This window comes from Streptomyces sp. NPDC107454, assembly GCF_055582885.1.
Genome location: NZ_JBVJPA010000002.1, coordinates 563,634 through 585,064, shown reverse-complemented (window position 1 = coordinate 585,064; position 21,431 = coordinate 563,634). Strand labels below are relative to the sequence as shown.

At 68.6% G+C, this 21,431-nt stretch carries 23 protein-coding genes and 1 pseudogene; 12 read left to right on the top strand and 12 right to left on the bottom strand.

The features are described from left to right. Positions 1-393: 393 nt before the first annotated feature. From ACZ69M_RS06800 to ACZ69M_RS06785, 4 genes are all read left to right on the top strand, one after another. Positions 394-1,791 carry a DUF6421 family protein gene (locus tag ACZ69M_RS06800; protein WP_470047261.1) on the top strand — a complete coding sequence of 466 codons (1,398 nt, stop codon included), beginning with the start codon at positions 394-396 and terminating at the stop codon, positions 1,789-1,791. Between the two features lie 35 nt (positions 1,792-1,826). Beyond that, on the top strand, positions 1,827-2,585 hold the full coding sequence (locus ACZ69M_RS06795) for an SDR family NAD(P)-dependent oxidoreductase (protein WP_470047259.1): 759 nt from the start codon (positions 1,827-1,829) through the stop codon (positions 2,583-2,585). Next, the gene (locus ACZ69M_RS06790) at positions 2,582-3,655 is read left to right on the top strand and encodes a threonine aldolase family protein (RefSeq protein ID WP_470047257.1); all 1,074 of its coding nucleotides are present in this window, start codon (positions 2,582-2,584) and stop codon (positions 3,653-3,655) included. The genes ACZ69M_RS06795 and ACZ69M_RS06790 overlap by 4 nt, the downstream gene beginning before the upstream one ends. Positions 3,656-3,738: 83 nt before the next feature. After that, positions 3,739-4,311: a transglutaminase domain-containing protein gene (locus tag ACZ69M_RS06785; RefSeq protein ID WP_470047255.1), complete on the top strand. Its 573-nt coding sequence runs from the start codon at positions 3,739-3,741 to the stop codon at positions 4,309-4,311. Positions 4,312-4,565: 254 nt separating this feature from the next. Here the strand turns inward: ACZ69M_RS06785 and ACZ69M_RS06780 are convergent, their stop codons facing one another. From ACZ69M_RS06780 to ACZ69M_RS06770, 3 genes are all read right to left on the bottom strand, one after another. Then, a complete protein-coding gene (locus tag ACZ69M_RS06780; RefSeq protein ID WP_470047253.1) occupies positions 4,566-4,739 on the bottom strand; it encodes a hypothetical protein in 174 nt (57 codons plus the stop codon). A gap of 472 nt (positions 4,740-5,211) precedes the next feature. Continuing rightward, positions 5,212-5,457 carry a DUF2283 domain-containing protein gene (locus ACZ69M_RS06775; RefSeq protein WP_470047251.1) on the bottom strand — a complete coding sequence of 82 codons (246 nt, stop codon included), beginning with the start codon at positions 5,455-5,457 and terminating at the stop codon, positions 5,212-5,214. Between the two features lie 69 nt (positions 5,458-5,526). Beyond that, the gene (locus ACZ69M_RS06770; protein WP_470047250.1) at positions 5,527-6,291 is read right to left on the bottom strand and encodes a transposase family protein; all 765 of its coding nucleotides are present in this window, start codon (positions 6,289-6,291) and stop codon (positions 5,527-5,529) included. A 254-nt stretch (positions 6,292-6,545) separates the two neighbouring features. Here ACZ69M_RS06770 and ACZ69M_RS06765 point away from each other — a divergent pair, with 254 nt between their 5' ends. Both ACZ69M_RS06765 and ACZ69M_RS06760 read left to right on the top strand, forming a co-directional pair. Then, the gene (locus ACZ69M_RS06765; RefSeq protein ID WP_470047248.1) at positions 6,546-7,403 is read left to right on the top strand and encodes an SDR family oxidoreductase; all 858 of its coding nucleotides are present in this window, start codon (positions 6,546-6,548) and stop codon (positions 7,401-7,403) included. Positions 7,404-8,098: 695 nt separating this feature from the next. Next, positions 8,099-8,695, top strand: a complete 597-nt coding sequence (locus ACZ69M_RS06760; RefSeq protein WP_470047246.1) for a DUF6192 family protein — start codon at positions 8,099-8,101, stop codon at positions 8,693-8,695. Between the two features lie 2 nt (positions 8,696-8,697). Here ACZ69M_RS06760 and ACZ69M_RS06755 read toward each other — a convergent pair whose 3' ends face one another. Both ACZ69M_RS06755 and ACZ69M_RS06750 read right to left on the bottom strand, forming a co-directional pair. Next, complete coding sequence (locus tag ACZ69M_RS06755; protein ID WP_470047244.1) at positions 8,698-9,204, bottom strand: YrhB domain-containing protein; 507 nt, start codon at positions 9,202-9,204, stop codon at positions 8,698-8,700. Further along, complete coding sequence (locus ACZ69M_RS06750; protein ID WP_470047242.1) at positions 9,159-9,347, bottom strand: hypothetical protein; 189 nt, start codon at positions 9,345-9,347, stop codon at positions 9,159-9,161. The genes ACZ69M_RS06755 and ACZ69M_RS06750 overlap by 46 nt, the downstream gene beginning before the upstream one ends. Between ACZ69M_RS06750 and ACZ69M_RS06745 the strand changes: the two genes are divergently transcribed. Then, a complete protein-coding gene (locus ACZ69M_RS06745) occupies positions 9,333-9,983 on the top strand; it encodes a transposase (RefSeq protein ID WP_470047240.1) in 651 nt (216 codons plus the stop codon). The two genes, ACZ69M_RS06750 and ACZ69M_RS06745, sit on opposite strands and share 15 nt — an antisense overlap. 132 nt (positions 9,984-10,115) lie before the next feature. Here ACZ69M_RS06745 and ACZ69M_RS06740 read toward each other — a convergent pair whose 3' ends face one another. From ACZ69M_RS06740 to ACZ69M_RS06720, 5 genes and pseudogenes are all read right to left on the bottom strand, one after another. Further along, a complete protein-coding gene (locus ACZ69M_RS06740) occupies positions 10,116-10,664 on the bottom strand; it encodes a TetR/AcrR family transcriptional regulator (protein ID WP_470047238.1) in 549 nt (182 codons plus the stop codon). A 25-nt stretch (positions 10,665-10,689) separates the two neighbouring features. Continuing rightward, on the bottom strand, positions 10,690-11,163 hold the full coding sequence (locus tag ACZ69M_RS06735; RefSeq protein WP_470047556.1) for a nuclear transport factor 2 family protein: 474 nt from the start codon (positions 11,161-11,163) through the stop codon (positions 10,690-10,692). A 218-nt stretch (positions 11,164-11,381) separates the two neighbouring features. Then, positions 11,382-12,850, bottom strand: a pseudogene (locus tag ACZ69M_RS06730) (NF041680 family putative transposase). Between the two features lie 696 nt (positions 12,851-13,546). Continuing rightward, positions 13,547-14,275, bottom strand: a complete 729-nt coding sequence (locus tag ACZ69M_RS06725) for a lysophospholipid acyltransferase family protein (protein ID WP_352050895.1) — start codon at positions 14,273-14,275, stop codon at positions 13,547-13,549. 185 nt (positions 14,276-14,460) lie between these two features. Then, on the bottom strand, positions 14,461-14,877 hold the full coding sequence (locus ACZ69M_RS06720) for a DUF4395 domain-containing protein (protein WP_470047236.1): 417 nt from the start codon (positions 14,875-14,877) through the stop codon (positions 14,461-14,463). Positions 14,878-14,952: 75 nt separating this feature from the next. Here ACZ69M_RS06720 and ACZ69M_RS06715 point away from each other — a divergent pair, with 75 nt between their 5' ends. From ACZ69M_RS06715 to ACZ69M_RS06700, 4 genes are all read left to right on the top strand, one after another. Continuing rightward, positions 14,953-15,366, top strand: coding sequence for a TlpA family protein disulfide reductase (locus ACZ69M_RS06715; protein ID WP_470047554.1), 414 nt, complete (start codon positions 14,953-14,955; stop codon positions 15,364-15,366). 206 nt (positions 15,367-15,572) lie between these two features. Further along, positions 15,573-16,103 (top strand): flavin reductase family protein, encoded by a 531-nt coding sequence (locus ACZ69M_RS06710; protein WP_470047234.1) that lies wholly within the window; start codon positions 15,573-15,575, stop codon positions 16,101-16,103. Positions 16,104-16,322: 219 nt separating this feature from the next. Next, entirely contained in the window at positions 16,323-17,108 is a 786-nt protein-coding gene (locus ACZ69M_RS06705; RefSeq protein ID WP_054228809.1) for an electron transfer flavoprotein subunit beta/FixA family protein, read from the top strand. 76 nt (positions 17,109-17,184) lie between these two features. Next, positions 17,185-18,147, top strand: a complete 963-nt coding sequence (locus ACZ69M_RS06700; RefSeq protein ID WP_054228808.1) for an electron transfer flavoprotein subunit alpha/FixB family protein — start codon at positions 17,185-17,187, stop codon at positions 18,145-18,147. Between the two features lie 62 nt (positions 18,148-18,209). Here ACZ69M_RS06700 and ACZ69M_RS06695 read toward each other — a convergent pair whose 3' ends face one another. Beyond that, positions 18,210-19,100, bottom strand: coding sequence for an endonuclease/exonuclease/phosphatase family protein (locus tag ACZ69M_RS06695; protein WP_470047232.1), 891 nt, complete (start codon positions 19,098-19,100; stop codon positions 18,210-18,212). Positions 19,101-19,281: 181 nt separating this feature from the next. Between ACZ69M_RS06695 and ACZ69M_RS06690 the strand changes: the two genes are divergently transcribed. Next, a complete protein-coding gene (locus tag ACZ69M_RS06690; RefSeq protein ID WP_095856179.1) occupies positions 19,282-20,586 on the top strand; it encodes a DUF6986 family protein in 1,305 nt (434 codons plus the stop codon). Between the two features lie 98 nt (positions 20,587-20,684). Here ACZ69M_RS06690 and ACZ69M_RS06685 read toward each other — a convergent pair whose 3' ends face one another. After that, a complete protein-coding gene (locus ACZ69M_RS06685; protein WP_470047230.1) occupies positions 20,685-21,431 on the bottom strand; it encodes a hypothetical protein in 747 nt (248 codons plus the stop codon).

Below are 21,431 nucleotides of genomic sequence, written 5' to 3'. Positions count from 1 at the left end.
CTCGCGCGTGGTTTCGGCGGCACCCACGCGGCAAGGCCGCAGCCTAATCGTCCCGCCGCGCGATGTACCCGCTCGTACGCCAGGCAGGGCGTGTCTGCCGCATGGGGAGGCGGGCCGTTGCCGCCGGCGCGCGTCACCCGGGCGTGGGCGAGTCTTTCGGCGGTTGACCCCGAGCGCCCCGGAGCCGTTGCTCCTGCCACTTCCCGGCCCTTCCCGCGGATGCCCGTGTGCGCGGCGCCGTATAGGGGAAGTAGTCGCCTTCACGGTATCCGGCAGGAAAAAGAGCGGTGAAGACAGGGTGGTGCAGGATAATCTGTCGAGTCTCCCCTTGCGGGAAGGAACCTCATTTACATACGGTGTGCATACGCGAGGTTCTCCCGTGGAGGGTGAGAGATGACGGAAATTCTTGTGCCAGTGGGTGTGGAGGAGCGGGTTCCTCCCGTGGGCAGGGTGGTGGAGCACCCGGCTTGGCCTGTGCTCAAGGATGCCGTGGAGCAGATCCGGCCCTGGCAGTCCAAGGACGGGTCGATCGACTTCGAAGCCGAGGGCGCCCCGGACACGGCCGACGCCGATCTGGCCGTACGCCGTGCCGTCGATGCCATCGAGCAGCTCGCCCCGCTGCTGCCGCACGACGCCGAGTACCACGAGGCGCTCGTGAAGGATCTGCGCCGCTGGGCCGACGGTGGCTTCCAGGTGCCGGACTTCCTGGACTCCCTGCTGGCCTTCCAGCCCGCCGCGCACCGCGAGGACGGCCTCCAGCACCTGGTCGTCTTCCCGATGTACACGCAGAACGGCAACCCGGACCGCAACTTCGAGGCGGTCGTGCTGCGCATGGTCTGGCCGGAGTGGCTGGCGGAGCTGGAGCGCACCCGCTACGACAATCCGCTGTTCTGCGGCATCACCTTCGAGGACTTCACGGCGGGCTACGACACCAACTCGGCCGTCCTCTTCCCGGAGACGATCGCCGTGCGTGAGGCGCCGGAACGTTTCTCCTGGGGTGGCATCTTCTGCGACCGCGAGGCCGCCCGCTTCCGCGCCGTCACCGACGCCGCCGTGGACGTCCTGGGCCTTCAGCTGCCCGAGGACATCGCCGCGATGGTGCAGGACCAGGAGCGCTGCGAGCAGGCCTTCGTGCTGTGGGACATGGTCCACGACCGCACCCACAGCCACGGTGACCTGCCGTTCGACCCCTTCATGATCAAGCAGCGGCAGCCGTTCTGGATGTACGGCCTCGAAGAGCTGCGCTGCGACCTCACCGCCTTCAAGGAGGCCGTGAAGCTGGAGGCCGAGGGCCACCAGCACGGCCGTGACGTGCAGTACGCGGTGCTCTTCGACCGGATGTTCCGCTTCCCGGTCACCGGCGACCGCGTCCGCAACTACGACGGTCTCGGCGGCCAGCTCCTCTTCGCCTATCTGCACCAGCACGACGTCGTGCGCTGGACCGACAACAAGCTGCAGATCGACTGGCAGCGTGCCCCGCAGATCACCAACGAGCTGTGCGCCGAGATCGAGGAGCTCTACCGGGCCGGCATCGACCGTCCCAAGCTCGTCCACTGGTTCAAGGCGTACGAGCTCGTCTCCACCTATCTCGCCCCGCACCCCGGCTCCCGCTGGGCCAAGGGCCCGGACGCCCTCGATCTGACCCAGCCGCCCCGTAAGCTCGTCGACGACGTGCTTCCGGACGAGTTTCCGCTGAGCATGTTCTATGAGGCGCTCTCCAAGAAACTGAAGAACGTGATCGCCTCCACCAAGGGCATCACCGCGACGAGCGCCGAGCGGGCCGCCGCGTGAGCGCTCGTACCGGGGATGTTCAGGAGGCGAAGGCGATGTCACACGGAAACGGCAACGGACCTCTCAGCGGCGCGGTGATCGCGGTCGCCGGAGCGGGTGGACCCGCCGGGCGCGCGACGCTGGCCCGGCTCGCCGACGCGGGCGCGACCGTCATCGGATCGGACAACGATCCCGAGCGGCTCGCGGAGGCCGTGGACGCCGCCCGCTACGGGCACGGCGGCGCCACCGTCGTGGGCGACACGGTCGACCTGCTCGATCTCGAATCGACCCGCGACTGGGCCGTCCGCATCGAGAAGGACTTCGGCCACGTCGACGGCCTGGTCCACCTGGTCGGTGGCTGGCGGGGCAGCGAGACCTTCACCAGGACGAGCCTCGACGACTGGGACTTCCTGGAGCTGCTGCTCATCCGCACGGTGCAGAACACGTCCCTCGCGTTCCACGAGGCCTTGCAGCGAAGCGACCGTGGCCGCTACCTCCTGATCAGCGCCGCGGGCGCGAGCAAGCCCACCGCGGGCAACGCCGCCTACTCCGCCGCCAAGGCCGCCGCCGAGGCGTGGACGCTGGCCATGGCCGACTACTTCCGCAAGGCGGGGGGCGAGCAGGGCCCCACTTCCGCGGCTGCCATCCTGGTGGTCAAGGCACTGGTGCACGACGCGATGCGCGCCGAGCGCCCGAACGCGAAGTTCGCGGGCTTCACGGACGTCGAGGATCTGGCCGAGGCCATCGCCGACGTCTGGACACGGCCCGCCGGTGAAGTGAACGGAAACCGTCTGTGGCTGACCGAGAAGCCGTGAACCCTCCGAAGACCGACGCCCGGCGTCACCACGACCCGGCCGTCCGCGGCTTCGCCAGCGACAACTACGCGGGGGCCCACCCCGAGGTGCTCGCCGCCGTGGCCCTGGCCAACGGCGGGCACCAGGTCGCGTACGGCGAGGACGACTACACGGCGAACCTCCAGCAGATCATCCGCAGCCACTTCGGCGCCACCGCCGAGGCCTTCCCGGTCTTCAACGGGACCGGCGCGAACGTGGTCGCGCTCCAGGCGGTCACCGACCGCTGGGGCGCGGTGATCTGCGCGGAGAGCGCGCACATCAACGTCGACGAGGGCGGCGCCCCCGAGCGCATGGGCGGCCTCAAGCTGCTCACCGTGCCCACGCCCGACGGCAAGCTCACCCCCGAGCTGATCGACCGTCAGGCCTACGGCTGGGACGACGAGCACCGTGCGATGCCGCAGGTCGTCTCGATCACCCAGAGCACCGAACTGGGCACCCTCTACACGCCCGACGAGATCCGGGCGATCTGCGACCACGCCCACGCGCACGGCATGAAGGTGCACCTGGACGGGTCCCGGATAGCCAACGCGGCCGCCTCCCTGGACGTCCCCATGCGGACGTTCACCAACGCGGTCGGCGTCGACCTGCTGAGTCTCGGCGGGACGAAGAACGGCGCGCTGTACGGCGAGGCCGTCGTCGTCCTCAACCAGGACGCGGTCAGTCACATGAAGCACCTGCGCAAGCTGTCCATGCAGCTCGCCTCCAAGATGCGCTTCGTCTCCGTGCAGTTGGAGGCGCTGCTCGCCAAGGACCTGTGGCTGCGCAACGCCCGCCACTCCAACCAGATGGCCCAGCGGCTGGCCGAGGGCGTGCGTGCGGTGCACGGCGTGGAGATCCTCCACCCGGTCCAGGCCAATGCCGTCTTCGCGCGTCTGCCGCACGACGTGAGCGAGCGGCTCCAGAAGCGCTACCGCTTCTACTTCTGGGACGAGGCGGCGGGCGACGTCCGCTGGATGTGCTCCTTCGACACGACCGAGGACGACGTCGACGGGTTCGTGGCGGCGCTCAAGGAAGAGATGGCTCACGTGTAGCCCGAGCGCAGCTCCTGCATAGATATGCGGTCACCTGAAAAGTCATTGACTCTCGGGTGATCGCATTCCTATGCTCTCCGGGCATGGAGCTGATCCAGAACACCGCCGACCTGTCCGCCTACTTGGCCGCCGACGAGGTCATCGACCATCACCATCCGCTCGTACGGGAGACGGCCGCGCGGCTGGCCAAGGAGGCCGCCGACTCGTATGCCTATGCGCGGGCGGCCTTCGAATTCGTGCGCGACACCATCCCGCACTCGCAGGACTCCGGCGATCTCCGGGTCACCTGGCGTGCCTCCGACGTGCTGGAGCGGCGTACCGGCATCTGCTACGCGAAGGCCCACGCCCTGGCCGCGCTGCTGCGGGCCGAGGACATCCCGACGGCGTTCTGCTACCAGAAGTTCGACGAGGTGCACGGGCTCGTCGCCGTGCGGTTCAACGGCGCCTGGCACCGGCAGGACCCCCGCGGCAACAAGCCGGGTGTGGACGCCCAGTTCTCCCTGGACGGCGAGCGGCTGGCCTTCACGCCCGACCCCGAGTTCGATGAGCTCGACCATCCGGTCCTGTACGCCGAACCGCACCCGGTCGTGCTGAGCGCCCTCAAGGCCGCCCCCGACCGGCCGTACCTCTGGAAGACGCTGCCCAGCGCACTCTGAGTGCCTGTTCCTGAACCCTGGATCAGCAGGTGGAGGCGCGTCAGCCAGAAATGGTGGCTTTGCCCCAAATGTTCGGGGAACGGTCGCCGTGGCAGTTCCCCGAACGGCAACGGCTGAGGTGGGTGCGTCTGGTGGATCAGGAGATCGCGGTGGGGAGGCTGCGCTGAGACCGAGCTGGCCCCGCGCTGGCGGCGACACTGGTCGAGTCGGTCGTACCGTGTGATCGCAGTCCTGCCGGTTCGGGCTCCGGCCACCTACGCGGTGAACGGGGCATCGGGCATGGGCTGCCGCGGAACAGTCTCGTTGCCGCCGACGTCGGCCTGCTCGCCCTCATGACCAACGGGGTGTTCGACGACGAGCGGCTCGACCGTGTGCTTCGCGGCCTCTGTGGCAGGGGGTCCCTCGGGTATGCCGATGGCGAGGGCCACGTGGGCCGTGGCTGCGTCGGGCGTCGCTGGCCGGGCAGAGTTGTGACTGGGCTGCTCAGACCTTGAACTCGAACCGGTGCCGCACGAAGGCCCCGTAGTTTCCATGGCCGTCGTACTGGTAGGGCCGGGGTGGACCGCCGTTCGAGCGCGGTCCACTGCTCGCGGCGGTGTGTGACGAGGGCCTGGCGGGTCCGGAAGGAAGTGTTCGGCGAACGGTCACGGTGACCGCATCGCGAGCGCATCCGGATCCCGACTCCGGTCAGAACCCGGTCAATTGCGGTCGCACGTTGTGATCGTCGTATTTACGGTCTGGCTCTCGGGCTTGAGCGGGACAGGTCTCGCCGCGGCCGAGGGGTCGCGCCCCGGGCCCGCGGTGGGTGGTGGATGCCATGCCTGAAGAGATCAACGGCGCGGACAAGGTGGGCAGTGAGCCTTTTCCAACCTGTTCGCCGCGAGCGTGGTACTCGGCTGGTCACGCACCTTCGGTGTCAAGTCGCTCCGCGGACTGGAGCAGGTACTCGGGCAGTTTTGAACTGGCCGCCAACACCTCGATGCCGATGAGGCGGCCCTGCTCGTCGAAGTCGAGGTTGATCATGCCGTCGACGTCCACTGGATCGCAGGGATACATGCGCGCGGACGTCACGCAGGCCTGCGGTTCGGTGAGGTATACGTACGCTGCGTTGACAGTCTTGTCGTAGGTGACTCTGACGTCTGTCACGGTGAGCAATCTCCCTTGCTGTCGTCGATGGTGGCACTGTCCTTGTCCATGCCTCCAGCCGCAGCGATCTCAGGCTGTCGTGGCGAGGTGCAAGGCCAGGACGGCCTTGACGATGTCGGTGATGCGGGTGGTGCTGCAACGGAGTTTGCACAGGAGCCGCCAACTCTTCAGGGTGGCGTTGGCCTGCTCTCCGACGGCTCGGATCCTGGCGTGGGAGGAGTTCACCGCCCGCTTCCCTGCTGGGAGGGTGCTCCAGCAGCCGCGGTAAGGCACCCCGATCGTCCCCCGGGCTCCCTGATATCCCTTGTCTGCCCACGTCCGGACGCCGGCTCGGGTGAGTGCTTCGATGATGCCGTGGGTGCGGGCGGCCTTGATGTCGTGGACGGCACCTGGCAGGGCAGGTGAGGCCCAGAGCAGCCGTCCGAACGCGTCGGCGATGACCTGGACGTTCATGCCGTGGCGCTTGTGCTTGCCGGAATAATAGGGGCGGTCGATGGCAATGCGGTCGATGTGCAGCAGGGTGCCGTCCAGGATTACGAATGCCTTGTTGGCGGCGGCGGTCATGGCCTGCGGGAGGGTGGGGGCGAGGGCGGCCAGGACCTCAACCGCCTCGGAGATGTACCGGTAAACGGTGGCCGGCCCGATCCCGAAGCCGGCCGCGAGCTGGGCGTACGTGTGCCCGCAGCGCAGATGTGCCAGCGCGAGCAGAGCCTGTCGGTCCGCGGTCAGGCGGCGCCAGCGCGTGCCGCGCTCACGACGCCGGGCTCTCAGCAGGTCGGACAGGTAGCGCAGGGTCGAGTCGGACAGGTCGATCCCCGATGGGTAGACAAGCACATGAAGCTCCGGGCGGACAGGTTGATCTTGGTCGACAACCCATCTACCAGGAGCTTCACCTTTTTCTTGACGCGGTCTTCAGCCAACCGACGTGCCACGCAACCAGGTTGGAAAAACCTCGCTGCACCAGGCCGTGGTGCTGCACTCGGGGCGCTCTGCGGTAGGTTGACACTGATGGGGTGATGCGTCGGAACGCCCCGTTGCCATGGGGTGGCTCGGTTGGCGCGTAGTTTCTACGCGCATTGGAGTCCGTCATGGCAACCGTATCCCTTAAGCCCACCCTGGTCATGGGTGCTCGAGGCAGCGTGGGTCGGCGTGTCCTTGCTGAGCTGCTCGACCGGCAGAGTCCGGTCCGTGCATCGGCGCGACGTCCGGAGCCGGGGCAGTTCCCCGCCGGCGTTGAGGTGTTCGCTGCGGATCTGACCGACCCGAAGAGTCTCCTGCCCGCATTCGACGGAGCCGGACAGGTGTTCCTGTACGCCCACCACGAGGGCGTGCACGGTGTGATCGCCGCTGCCCGTACCGCTGGTGTTGAGCGGATCGTTTTGATGTCGTCCGGCAGTGTGATCCACCCCTCGTCGCGCGGGAACGCGATAACCGAAGAGCACCGGGAGGTGGAGGAGGCGTTTCGGGCGGCACCGGATCTGATGGTGGTGCCGATCCGGCCCCTGGTGCTCGCGACGAACGCGCTCGGGTGGGCATATCCGATCAAGACTTCGGGACGACTGCCGCTGTATCAGCCGGAGGCGCTGACCGCGCCGGTCCACGAACGCGACATCGCCGCGGTTGCCGTCGCAGCGCTGCTCGGCAACGACGACACCACCGGTCTCCTGACCGGCCCGGCCCGAATCTCCCAGCGCGACCAGGCCCACGCCATCGCCGACGCCACCGGCCGGGACATAGCGGTCGACAGGCTTACTCGCGAGGCTGCCCTGGCGCAGTTTGCTCGGTTCATGCCACCGGTCGAGGCGGAAGCCGTCTTGCTGTTTCTCGATGATGCCGCTGCAGGGAACTCGCCCGCGACGGACACCGTCGAAGGGATCCTGGGCCGCCCGGCTTTGGGGTTCGATGTGTGGGCTGCGGACCACGCCGCGGACTTTCCCGTGAGCTGAGCCGACGCGACACCGAGAGGGAAGGCAACATGCCGGAAGTCGCGATGGGGACATTTCTCCTGGCCCTCAGTGCCCGTGCCTGGTCCTTCATGACAGGCTGAGTAGTCTGTTTGCACAGGTCAGCGCCTCGTTGTCTATGGCCACCCGGCCATAGACAACGGCTGGGCGGATGGGGTCGGCCGCCGTACGGTGCTCCTATGGGCAGGGACAAGGTGCCCCGGCTGCGTTTGGCCGTCGCCGCAAACGATGAGGGCGGGCCGAGGTTGTGCCGGGGGTGTGGTGGCCCGTTGATGCCGTCGGCGAAGGCGACGGCGGTGTTCTGTTCGTCGGCCTGCCGGTCGAGGAACTGGCGTGGGACGCGGCGGACGAGGGCGCGGACCGAGGCGGTGACGGCCGGCGTGAGGGCCGAGTGCCCGCAGTGCGGGGCCGAGTGGACGGTCGGGGTCGACCGCCTGGTTTCGGCGGTCTACTGCTCTTCCGTCTGCCGCAAACGGGCCTGGCATACGCGGCGCGCGCAGGCGGACGAGGTGTGAGCCCGCACGCCGCCGGGCTGCGGGAGGTCTTCGGGCGCCGGGTCCGTACGCTCTTCCCGCCGGGGGCGAGGCGGTCGGATGGTGCGAAGTGGAGGGTTTCCAGGGCAAGTTGACGGCACGGGTCGGGTGTCGTCCCTGGGGGCTCGTGGGGGTGGTGTCCGGATGGCCGGGATAGTCGGCAGTGTGACCCGGCAGCGCTACGACGAGCTGGTGAAGCTGGGCCGGGACTGGGTCGCGGAGATGAGTTCCGTCCAGTGGCGGCTGGGAACGCGGCCGGGGGAGATCGAGCCTATGCGCGCCCACGGCGGGGTGAACCCGCCGGGGAGCGAGGAGTTGTTCACCGTCAGTGAGGCGCTGCGGATGTTCGCCGAGGACGTCGGCCTCGCCTACACTACGGTGCGGGACTACCGGTGGGTGGCCTCGCGCTGGCCCAAGGAGCACCGCCGCGCGGACGTCTCGCACACCATCCACAAGATCCTCGCGTCGATCCCGGACGAGGAGGAGCGGTTCGAGGCGGTCGCCAGTCCTCCGGCCCACCCGCGCGGGGGTCCGGCGCGGTGGACGCACGACAGCGCGAAGCGGATCGTGGGCTGGAAGGTCGACACCCCCGAGAGCGTCCAGGAGAAGGTGGACGCGATCCACGACCTGGCCGCCGACGACCAGGTCGCCGCGAAGGTGACGACGGACTTCTTGCGCCGGCCCGCGGTCGCCTCGAAGGCGATGGCCGACGATTATCCGGACTACCGGCTGGTGGCTTGAGCTCAGCCTGCGTGTTGTCCTGGCTGGATGGTGTGGACGCTGAGGACGGGGTCGAGTTCGGGGACGAGGGCCTTGGTGGAGATAGCCACGAGATGGGCCGGTGCTGAGCCGCTCTGCAGAGCACTGACGTATTCAATGACCTCCGCGTGAGCAAGCACCGGAACCTTCTGCCGCAGGACGTGCAGAGCGAAGATCCGCCCGCGAGTTGCTGTTGTCTGGCGAATCTCGTCGTGGAGGTCGTCCACCGTCGTTCGTGTGGCCGTCTTCCGGATGCGGGTCCGGTAGTCCTCTTCCCATGCGCCCGTGTGCGCGGACACCACACCGATGGAGTGCAGCCCGCCATCAACGCGATCAACGAGAAATGGGCCATTGCCCACCAGCAGCTGAGAGGGGTCTCCCGTCCGCACGTACTCCGCGGACTGGTAGGAGACAACCCACGCCAGTTCGTGCTCCTCGACATGTGTCACCAGCAGCTGCCCCGGCGACTCACGCTCCAGCTGCGCCTCCACCAGCCGGACGGCTTGGTGATGACGGGCATGCCGAGGTCGCTGGGACCGCCCTGGCCGGTGCTGCGGCTGCGTTCCAGAGTGCGGTCGAGGGTAACGAGCTTCTCCTTGGCCTTGCCGAGCTGCACCAGATGGTCCGTGTTCACGACGGTCTCAATCCCCGCACCGTCGCGGTGATCCTGGACTCCCAGTCCGTCAAGGGCGCCGAGACCGTGGGCCTGGACACCCGCGGCTTCGACGGCGGGAAGCTGATCAACGGGCGGAAACGGCACCTGGCCGTCGACATGCGTGGCATGGCTCTGGCCGTCATGGTCACCAAGGCCTCACCGCACGACAGCATCCCCGACCGCGACCAGCTGTTCCGCCTGCGCCTGACGCATCCCGAACTCGCCGTCGCCTGGGCGGACTCCGCCTGCAGCGGAACCCTCGTCGACTGGTCCCACACCTTCCTCGGCATCACCCTCAAGACGGTGCCCCGCCGCAAGGACCAGGACGGCTTCGCCGTCCTCGCCAAACGGTGGCGAGTCGAACGGGCCATCTCGTGGATCATGAGAGCCCGCAGAAACGTGCGCGACTACGAGCGGCTCATCTCCCGCAGCGAGGCCCACATCATCTGGACCCTCATCACCCTCATGGTCCGCCGCCTCACCCGCCCTCCCCGACCACCCCGTACGTCACCGCACCCTGTCGAGCCGGTGAAAGCGGCCGGCAAGCCCAAGCCCATACGCATCCGGATGCAGCAACCACAGACGATCCGGCTGGCTCCCACCACCTTGCGCTGACCTCGGATTACCTTTCGCTCGCTGGCAGCAGCGTGGAGCGGTCCGGGCACGGCACTCGCGCGGCTGGCAGGCTGCCGTCCCACTCCTGTAACCGCCGGGTCAATCGGCGCGGGCATATCCCCCGGTGGCGGGTCATCGAGCGGTGAGGACGTGCGCCCACGGCTCATCGATGTCGGCCAGACCCAGCACGGCGACCACGTTGTCGAGCATTCCGGCGCCGAACCAGCGCCGCACGGCGTCGTCGTCGCCCAGCAGCTGCCGGACGGTGTCAACCTGCTTGGCGTAGCACCGGCGCACGGCCTGCGCCACCAGCGGCTCGCCGGCGGCACAGTTCGCGTGCATGAGGAAACGCAGGATGTTCCGGTCCGCGACGAGCGCGGCGTATGCGCCGCGTGCGGCATCCAACGCCGCGTCGGGCGCCAACCCTGCCCCGCCCGACGCCGGCGAGTGAGCGACCAGCGTGTCGGTCATGACGACGGACACGTGGTCGACCACCGCCGCGAACAGCGCTTCCTTGTTCGGGTACAGGCGATAGAGATACGGCTGAGAGATGCCGACCCACTCGGCGATCTCGTGCGTCGTCGTACCGTAGAAACCTTTTTGCGCGAAGCAGTCGACCGCGGCGGCCATGATGGTCCGACGTCGTTCGTCGCTCTTCGTGCTGGTACCGGCGGCAGGCATGGGCGTCAGTCAAACACGGCTCCCCTCAGCCTCCAAACGTCACGCTGAGGTCAGAGTCGGACGGCACGTCGTTGGGCGTGAGCGCCTCGATCGCCACCAGCGGGTTCCAGTAGTCCAGGTAGTGGGTGATGCGCGCGTCGTCATCGGTCCGGACGACGGAGATGCACGTCTGCTCGTACGGCTTGCCGGTCGGCAGCGCAGTGCCCTTCGAGCGGAATTCGGCGATCACCAGACTCGGATCGACCGTGTTGTGGAACACCAGGTCGACGAACTCCACGTCAAAGGTCTCGGGAAAGTTGCTCATGTGTGCGACCAGCGCCTCTCGCCCCGACACCCGCTGGGGCACACCGGCCGGCGCGTACGGGAACTCGAGCACCGCGTCCGGGGCGAACAGCTCCACCCATTCATCGACGCGTCCTGCGGCGGTAAGACGCAGGTGCTCGGCCAGGGCGTGCTGGGCAGCGGCGCGGCGGTTGGCGTCGTCTTCCTTGACTGTCATCTTCACTCCTACGTTAGTGGTCGACCTATAACCTACTACGTCGGCAGCCGTTGCGGGTAGTCGAGCAAGAGGTGACGCCAGGAGATCCCGTTCCGGTTCACGTAGAGGATGGCGTCCAGAAAACGCCCCGTAGGCGGCTGGCGGTGGCCCGGTACCATCGGCGCCCGTCACGCCGCGCCACGGATCACCGGTTCTGACACAGCTTCTAAGCTTGTTATTTAACCTTTGCGAGGTTTGAGGCGGTTGTGTTCGGCGATGGTCTCGGGTCGTCTGGTTGTTTTGCCCGCGTCGTGGCGGGCAGCTGGGTGACGGTTCTTCGAGCCAGGTGGGCTGCCTGGTCCGGGTGTTGAGGGTTTCGGTGCACGGGCTGGGCAGTGCAGGTGCGGGCGGAGGTTCCGAAACCCCCGCCGGACCCGCGCCGGGGTCAGGCGGTCAGGCTCGGCCGGTTTTTCCCAGGGACGCCGGAGATCGGCGGCGGCCTCGCGAGTGAGCCTGAGCTGGGTATGGGCCGCGATCACGTCGCGATCACGAGCCACGTCCAGCGGTCCGCGGCCTCGGGCGTGCGAAGCTTCGGGCGGGTCCAGCCGAGGGTCTGTTTGATCATGCGGAAGGTGTGTTCCAAGTCGAAGCGGCGGAGGAATGCCTGCCAGTGCAGGTCGACGTCGCTGCTGGTCATGCCGGTCTTTGAGGACCACAGCCATAGCGGCAGCGGGTCCTGGCCGCCGGGCAGGTGGGCGACCTCCAGACGGATCAATGTGCCCTCGATCAGCGGGAGTTCGCCGGTGTGGTCGATCCAGGCTGAGCGGGTGGTGAGCCGGGGGTGGATGCGGTCCCAGGCCATCGCATGGGCGGTGCCGTACCGGTCGGTGACCTGCACGGTCTCCGCGTTGAGGGTGCCCCAGGTCTCGGGCTTGGCGAAGCGGAACTCTTTGCCGTGCTTCGGAGGTCGGCCGCCCTGGGGATAGCAAAGGGCGTACTCCTTGGGCGAGGGTGCCGACCGTCGCATGACCCGGTCCGAGCGCATCCGTCCGAGGACCTCGACGGGCAGCCCGGCCAGGAGGCAGGCCATGCGCGGGGCGTCGTAGCCGGCGTCGAAGACGATCAGGACGTCCGGATCCCCCGACTCCCACTGGCCGCCCTCGATCAGGTCAGTCACCACCCGGCGGACCTGGGCAGCGGTGACCTCGGCGACATCGTCATCAGGGCCGAGGCGGACCGCGTCCCGCAACTGGCACCAGGAGGTGCGGCCGGTTTCCAGTGCGGCGACGAACGAGTACGGCCAGCCGGGAACGAACTGGTCACTGGAGCGTCCACTGCGTCCGTAGACGTGGCAGAACAGCCGCTCCGGGCTGCACGGAGCGTCCGGGCGCAGCCAGTTGGTGACGTCGACCGCGAGGACGATGCGGTCGTCGGCCGCCTTGGGCTGCGGCAGCACCGTCAGGGCGTGGCGAAGCGCGTTCGCGTCGATGCGGCCGCAGTTCAGCGCGTCATACAACGCACCGTGACCACGGCGGTGCTCGGCCAGCAACGTCAGGTTCACCGGCGAGGTCACCGGCCCGTTCTCGCACAGCATCGCGTCGGTGATCTCGAACGGGGTGTCACCGCGTCGGGTCAGGCACGCGTGCAGGTCCTCCCGGAAGTGTGACGTGAAGTCGAACGCGTCCCGCCGGGCATGGTGGTCCAGCACACTCACCTCTGCGGCCTTCGTATGAAACTGATTCCGTGGCGGAACGCAGGTTCATGCGAGGGCCGTCCGCTTGCCTGGCGAATCCCCGGACGAGCGAACCCGTTCGAGGTGTCGTTCGGAGTCATGGCACCATGTTCGGCATGACGACGAACCGAAAGGTCCATGCCGCGTAGACGGCCAGGACACATCCGGGCCGGCATCTCCCGCCGCCACCGGACACCAGACGCAAACCCCGTCATCGACGGCCTGTCTTCGCGTGCACTGTCAGAGATCTACCGTCTCGAGTGCACTCGGAATTATCTGCAGCCAGGCGACGTCAGCGCAGCCGTGCGCTTGTGGAAGGACTACGTCCGTCGTCCCGAGCGCGAGCTGTGGCACGACTACGAGTGGGGCAACGTGCACTGGTTCTGCTGCGGCAATCCCCTTGAAGCGCGTGCTCTCCTCGACGCCGTGACGCAGGCCATGTCGCCTCGAACTGCCCGCGAGCTCCGTCAGATCATCAGCAGGTGTGATGACGTCTGGAACCAACCGTCACCGCCGTACGACAGGGGCAGAGGATAAAAGACAAGCTGAGACCGGCCGCCCATCACCCGGACGCGGGCGGGACGGTGCGGTGCGACGGGGCCGAACTCGCCGCACTCCTGGAGGACTTCAACCCCGGGGCGCGGACCACCGTCCACACCCCGGCGTGACGATTCAGCGGGCCTCGGCCGCCTTCACCTCTTCGGGGGTCGGCGCCGTGCCGCCGAGGTGTGCGGGCATCCACCAGGTGTCGTCCGGGCCCTTGGGGCGGACCGGATAGGAGCGCTGCGCGGCCTCCAGGAGCTCCTGTGCGCGCTCGCGCAGCCGCCGGGTGATGGCGCCCGCGTACTGGTCCTGCGGCGCCTCTACCGGCTCGCCGACCCGGATGGTGATCGGGGTGTGGCTGCGCTTGAAGTTGCGCGGGTGGCCCTTGGTCCACAGTCGCTGGGTGCCCCACAGGGCCATCGGGATCAGCGGTACGCCGGCTTCCTGGGCCATGCGCGCGGCACCCGACTTGAAACTCTTCAGGGTGAAGGACTGGGAGATGGTCGCTTCGGGGAAGACGCCGACGATCTCGCCGGACCGCAGTGAATCCAGCGCGTGCTGATACGCCGTCTCGCCCTGCTTGCGGTCCACCGGGATGTGCTTCATGCCCCGCATCAGCGGACCGGAGATCTTGTGCCGGAAGACCGACTCTTTCGCCATGAAACGCACCAGGCGCTTCTGCGGCAGGGCGGCCAGACCGTCGAAGATGAAGTCCAGATAGCTGATGTGGTTGCTGACCAGCACGGCGCCGCCCGAGCGCGGAATGTTCTCCGATCCCTTGCAGTCGATCTTGAGGTCCCAGGCCTTGAACAACACTTGGGCGAGACCGACGACGGGACGGTAGACAAGCTCTGCCATGGACGGGGTGGACCCTTTCTCTCTGCTCGGGAAGGGGTCTCCCGGCGGGAAAGTTACGCAGCCGTAGGTTTACGGCATTGCGCAGATCGTGCCCCAAGAACGCACGAGTGGCCAGTCCCAGTGCCGCGATGCGGCGAGATCCTCGTCACGTGTCCCCTGATCGACCTCGGAGTTCTAACTCACCGTCACTGGGTGCGTACCGTCACTCGACGTAGGAGCAGGTACGTCTCACAGCCGAGGCAGTACCCGAATGCCGCGTTGAGGAACGCGGCCGCCAGCGCGCAGCCGGTCGCGGCGAACCCCAGCCAGTCGGGCCCCGCCGTGAAACCGATCAGCCCCACCACGGCGAACACGAGCCCGACGGCCTGCGCGAACTGCGGCGGCTGCGGCGACTCGAACTGTGCGGGCGGCCCGAGTCGGGGGCGAACGGCCTGCCGGAACAGCCAGCCGTAGGGAGAGCGCGCCACGCCACCCGAGGCACCCAGTGCGAACGCCAGTACCTGCCAGGCCAACAGCCAGGTGCTGCCGCTGATCAGAACGGCCGCCAGTACGACAGTCGTCACGGCCGCACCGAACCGCGGCCCTCTTGCGTCAATGTCCATGAATCAAGCATTCCGTATGAAGGGCGGTCCAGGGACCCGGGAATCTTTGCGGTCTCGTGAATGCTTGTGCTGGAGATGACCGGACTTGTGGTGTGCGTGGTGGTGCTCGCGGCGGCAAGCGTGTTCGGAGTGCTGCATCGGCGGCGGAACGGGAGGGTGAGAGTGCGCGGGCGTGACGGTGGAAAGCGGCTCGGCGCGGCGGAGTTGGGGGAGGGGCTCGGTGAACGGGCCACGCTCGTCCAGTTCTCCAGTGCGTTCTGCGCTCCGTGCCGGGCGACCCGGCGGGTGCTCACCGAGGTGGCCGGAATGGTCCCGGGCGTGCACCACGTGGAGATCGACGCCGAGGACCGACTCGAACTCGTCCGGGAACTCGAGATCCTCAAGACCCCGACCGTGCTCGTCCTCGACGCCGACGGACGGATCGTGCGGCGCGCCACCGGACAGCCGCGCAAGGCGGATGTGATCGCGGCGCTGGGAGAGGCCGTCTGACCCGTGGCGATCATGGTGAGGCATCTCGCAGATGACCGGACGTACTTGACTGCACGCACCACCTATCGTCAACCTGACCGTATGCCCCTGGAACTCCTTCTCTTCGAGCGCGTCCACGTGGACCTGGCCCGCACCGCGAGTGCGCGCTGTCCGGCCTGTTGAGCACCGACGGATCTGCTCTTCACCACTCGCAGAAGGACGACTCCATGACGGCCACGCCCGACCTGGACACTTTTCGGCTCGCCTCTCCCGATGCGCAACTCGCCTCACCCGACCTCCTGCGCTCCGTCTTCCGGCAGCACGCGGCCGGTGTCGCCGTGATCACGGCGCAGGGCGGCTCGGGTCCCGTGGGCTTCACCGCCACCTCGCTCAGCTCGGTCTCCGCCGAGCCGCCGATCGTCTCCTTCGGCATCGGTGTCGGCGCCTCCAGCTGGCCCGCGATCTCCGAGTCCGACCACGTCGGCATCCACATACTCGGCGAGCACCAGCAGGAACTCGCCGCCACCTTCGCCCGCAGCGGCGCCGACCGCTTCGGCGCGCCCACCCGTTGGCGCAAGGGCCCGGAAGGTGTTCCCGTCCTCGACGGCGTACTGGCCTGGCTGGTCTGCCGGGTCGCGGCGCGGGTGCCGGCCGGGGATCATCGCATCGTGCTGGCGGAGGTCGTCCTCGGTGATCCGTCGGGCGTGGGCCGCCCGCTGCTGTACCACCAGGGGCGTTTCAACGGCCTGCGCGACTGAAGCTACTCGCCGGTCCTACCGGTGAGTCCTACTCGCCGGTTACGCAGCGTTGCCAAGGTCACAGTTCAAAGCGCTTGCTTAGTGGGCAGGAACTGGGTGTACTGGCGAGTAATATTTCGTTCGGAGCGCGGGCCGCCCCGACCGGGATCGGCCGCTTCAGGCGCCTATGCTGCCTGAAAGAAGGCAGCCCAGAAATGACGATGCAGTAGGAGAGCCGGCGTGAGCTTGAGGATCGTTGTCACTGTGAAGTACGTGCCCGACGCCACTGGCGACCGGCACTTCGCCGATGACCTGACCGTGGACCGTGACGACGTGGACGGTCTGCTTTCGGAGCTCGACGAATACGCGGTGGAGCAGGCGCTGCAGATCGCCGACGAAGCGGACGACGCCGAGATCACCGTGCTGACCGTCGGCCCCGAGGACGCCAAGGACGCGCTGCGCAAGGCGCTTTCCATGGGCGCGGACAAGGCCATCCACGTCGAGGACGACGACCTGCACGGCACCGACGCGATCGGTACGTCGCTGGTGCTCGCGAAGGCGATCGAGAAGGCCGGCTACGACCTGGTCATCTCCGGCATGGCGTCGACCGACGGCACCGCCGGTATCGTCCCCGCCCTGCTGGCGGAGCGCCTGGGTGTCCCGCAGGTCACCCTGCTCTCTGAGGTCTCCGTCGAGGACGGCGTCGTCAAGGGCCGCCGTGACGGTGACAGCGCGTCCGAGCAGCTGGAGGCCTCCCTCCCGGCGGTCGTGTCGGTGACCGACCAGTCGGGTGAGGCGCGCTACCCCTCCTTCAAGGGCATCATGGCCGCCAAGAAGAAGCCGGTGGAGTCCTGGGATCTGGAGGACCTGGAGATCGAGGCGGACGAGGTCGGTCTCGAGGGCGCCTGGACCAAGGTCGACTCCGCGACCGAGCGCCCGGCGCGCACGGCCGGCACGATCGTCAAGGACGAGGGCGAGGGCGGCAAGCAGCTCGCCGAGTTCCTCGCGGGCCAGAAGTTCATCTAAAGGCCCGTTCGAGGCTCGCTGAACCTCCACTCGCTGACCGCCCCTCATCTTTCGTAAGCAGGAGAGAAGAAGTCCCATGGCTGAAGTTCTCGTCTACGTCGACCACGTGGACGGCGCCGTCCGCAAGCCCACCCTGGAGCTGCTGACGCTGGCCCGCCGCATCGGTGAGCCCGTCGCCGTCGCCCTCGGCTCCGGCGCCGAGGCCACCGCCCCCGCGCTCGCCGAGCACGGTGCGGTCAAGGTCCTCACGCACGACGCCGCCGAGTACGCCGACTACCTGGTCGTCCCGAAGGTGGACGCGCTCCAGGCCGCGTACGAGGCTGTCTCCCCGGCCGCCGTGCTCGTGCCGTCCTCCGCCGAGGGCAAGGAGATCGCGGCGCGCCTCGCGGTCCGCATCGGCTCCGGCATCATCACGGACGCGACCGACCTGGAGGCCGGTGACGAGGGTCCGGTGGCCACGCAGTCCGCGTTCGCCGCCTCCTTCACCACCAAGTCCCGTGTCGCCAAGGGCACCCCGGTCATCACGGTCAAGCCGAACTCGGCCGCCGTGGAGGCCGCCCCGGCCGCGGGCGCCGTCGAGGCCCTCGCGGTCTCCTTCTCCGAGAAGGCCACCGGCACCAAGGTCACCGCGCGCACCCCGCGCGAGTCGACCGGCCGCCCCGAGCTGACCGAGGCCGCGATCGTGGTCTCCGGCGGCCGTGGCGTCAACGGCGCCGAGAACTTCTCGATCATCGAGGCGCTCGCCGACTCCCTCGGCGCGGCCGTGGGTGCCTCGCGTGCCGCGGTGGACGCCGGCTGGTACCCGCACACCAACCAGGTCGGCCAGACCGGCAAGTCCGTCTCGCCGCAGCTGTACATCGCCTCCGGCATCTCGGGCGCGATCCAGCACCGCGCCGGTATGCAGACGTCGAAGACGATCGTGGCGATCAACAAGGACGCCGAGGCGCCCATCTTCGACCTGGTCGACTACGGCGTGGTCGGCGACCTCTTCGAGGTCGTCCCGCAGCTCACCGAGGAGATCAAGACCCGCAAGGGCTGATCGAGTCCGGCTCCGGCCGTACGAGGCCCCTGTGACCGCCGACGCGGTCACGGGGGCCTCGCTCATGCCAGGCTCAGCCAGGCCTGCACGGGCAGATGGTCGCTCGGGAACTGGCCGTCCACCGAGAAGGTGCTGACGGCCGCCCGGTGCACGGTCACCCCGGGTCCCACCAGGATCCAGTCGATACGGTCGCCGTCCGGTGCCAACGGCTGGTAGCCGTGGAAGGTCCCGTAGAGCGTGCCGCGCTCGGCCGCCGCGTCCCAGGTGTCGACGAGCCCGGCACCCAGCATCGCTTCGTACACCGGGTTCTGGTGGGCGACGGCATTGAAGTCGCCGGTCACGACGACCGGCAGAGCGCGGTCGAAGCGCGCGATGCGTTCGGAAATCAGACGCGCGGCACGCATGCGTGCGTACTGACTCGCGTGGTCCAGATGGGTGTTGAGCACATAGAACTCCCGTGCGTCCCGCAGGTCGCGGAAGCGGACCCAGGTGACGATGCGGGGGAAGGCGGCGCCCCAGGTGTTCGAGCCGATCAGTTCGGGGGTGTCGGAGAGCCAGAAGCTGTCGTGCTCGACCGGTGCCAGCCGACGGGTGTCGAAGAAGATCGCCACCGCCTCGTCGTGGCTGCCGCCCACGCGGCCCGTGCCGATCCAGTCGTAGTGCGGTCCGAGGTCGGATTCGATGTCACGCAGTTGCTGGTAGATGCCCTCCTGGGTGCCGATGACGTGGGGCGCCTCCCGGCGCAACAACTCGCGCATCACCGGGCGGCGCACGGCCCAGCTGTTGGGCTCGGCGGTGCTCGCGAAGCGCAGGTTGAACGTCATGACCTCCAGACGGTGGCCGCCGCGCCGGCTGGCGGAGGCGGACGCCGTGGTGAGCAGGGGTACGACGACCGCGGCGGCCACCACCGTCCGCAGACCCATGCGTCGCGTCACTCTGCGGGTGTTCGACATGTGTGATCCCCTCCCCTCGGGGCCAGCATGAGGGGTGTGCCCGCGACGCGAAAGAAGGCGTGGGGCAGGAGCGCACATGACGGACCATGCCGTGGACAGGTGTTGACCATCGGGAAGGGCCATGGATAACTTCGCCTTACGGATTATTGATTCCGTGGAGCGGAAAACTGGAGGGTGTGGGATGGGTCAGGGCCAGCAGGAGAACGTGGCGACGAGCCTCGCGGGCGCCGTCAGCGAGGAGATCAGCGCCTCCCTCGCCCCGGTCGACGCCGAACTGGCGCGGCGCTACCCCGGAGACCCCGGCACCCGGCAGCCCGTCCACACCGTGTACGTCCCCGGCGATGTGTTCGCCGCCGACACCATCCGCTCCTGGGGCGACCGGGCCCTCGCCGCCCTCGACGAGCACGCCCCCGACGCGGCGTCCTTCGCCGCCGTCCTCGGCCTCACCGACGACCTCGCCGAACCCGTGTACGACCGCGTACGCGCCAAGCTGGAGCGCGAGCCCATCGAGGACCTGCGGGTCGACTTCGAGGACGGCTACGGCCCGCGCCCGGACGCCGAGGAGGACGAGGCGGCGGCCCGCGCGGCCCGTCTGATCGCCGAGGCGTACGAGAACGGCACGGCTGCCCCGTACATGGGCATCCGCATGAAGTGCATGGAGGCGCCGGTGCGAGACCGGGGCATCCGCACGCTCGACATCTTCCTGACGGGCCTGATGGAGTCGGGAGGCCTGCCCGCGGGGCTCGTGCTGACGCTGCCGAAGGTGACGTACGCCGAGCAGGTCACCGCGATGGTCCGGCTCCTGGAGGAGTTCGAGAAGGCGCGCGGTCTGGAGCCCGGCCGCATCGGCTTCGAGATCCAGATCGAGACCAGCCAGTCCATCCTCGCGACCGACGGCACCGCGACCGTCGCCCGGATGATCCAGGCCGCCGAGGGCCGCGCCACCGGACTGCACTACGGCACCTTCGACTACAGCGCCTGCCTCGGCGTCAGCGCCGCCTATCAGGCCAGCGACCATCCGGCCGCCGACCACGCCAAGGCGATCATGCAGGTCGCGGCCGCCGGCACCGGCGTACGCGTCTCGGACGGCTCCACCAACGTGCTGCCGATCGGCCCCACCGAGAAGGTCCACGACGCCTGGCGCCTCCACTACGGCCTCACCCGCCGCGCCCTGGCCCGCGCCTACTACCAGGGCTGGGACATGCACCCCGGCCACATCCCGACCCGTTACGCCGCCGTCTTCGCCTTCTACCGCGAGGGCTTCGAACAGGCGGCCGCCCGCCTCTCCCGGTACGCCAACCACACCGACGGCGACGTCATGGACGAGCCCGCCACCGCCAAGGCCCTCAGCGGCTACCTCCTGCGCGGCCTGGACTGCGGTGCCCTCGACATCGCGGAGGTGGCGCGGGTGACGGGTCTGACGAGGGCCGACCTGGAGGGTTTTGCCGTGCCGAGGCGGGGCGATCTGACCATCTCGGGGAAGTGAAACTCCCTGCTCTCAAGGGCGCGAGGCCGTGACACCGTGCGGCTCCGCCGCGTGGGCGCGACCAGCCACATGCGGCCCGCACGGTGACGACGGACCCTCTACGCGTATCTCTCAAGCCCCGAAGCCATGGTGAGCCCCTCTGCGGCGAACAACTGCGTGCCCCGCGCACAGAGCGCGGCGTCGCCGCGAGCCCGCGCACAGAACTCCTCCGGCGTCTGTCCGAACAGCTCCCGCAGCCGCTCCGACCCGGCGAGCAGTGAGGCGAGCAGCGGGCGCTCGCCGGGGTGCGAGCGAGGTGATCCGGAGCCGCTGTGGAGCACTCCGCGGCGGTTGACGTACACATGGGCACCTGGCAGGAGCTCACCGGAGTCCAGCTCGATCCGCACGTCGGAGGCGGACAGCCACGCCCGGCCGTACGCCCCGTCAGCCACCGGAACGCCCTCGCTCGCGTCCACCACCGCGAGCTGCGCCTCGTCCAGCCACGTGAGGAACAACTCGCCGACGGCGCCCGGCGCGTGGAAGGGCGACGCGGACACGTACCCCATCAGACTCACATGGGCCGAGACGCCGACCCCGAGGCCGAAGACCCGCGTCTTGACCATCGGGATCGCGCCCGACACCCCGGACTGCGCCATCTTGTGCCGGAGTTGGGCCGGGCAGGCGTTCGAGCCGACCGCGAGGACCGGGACGCGGTCCTCGTACACCCTGCGCGTGAGCGGCAACAGCCGGTCCCCGTCGAGGAGTACGGACTCCTCGGGCCGGGCGCCCGGGTAGCTCAGCGGGTGCTCGCGGGGCGCCTCGGCGAGGCCGAGCGCTTCGAGAGTGCGCGGGTCCGGCTCGGCCAC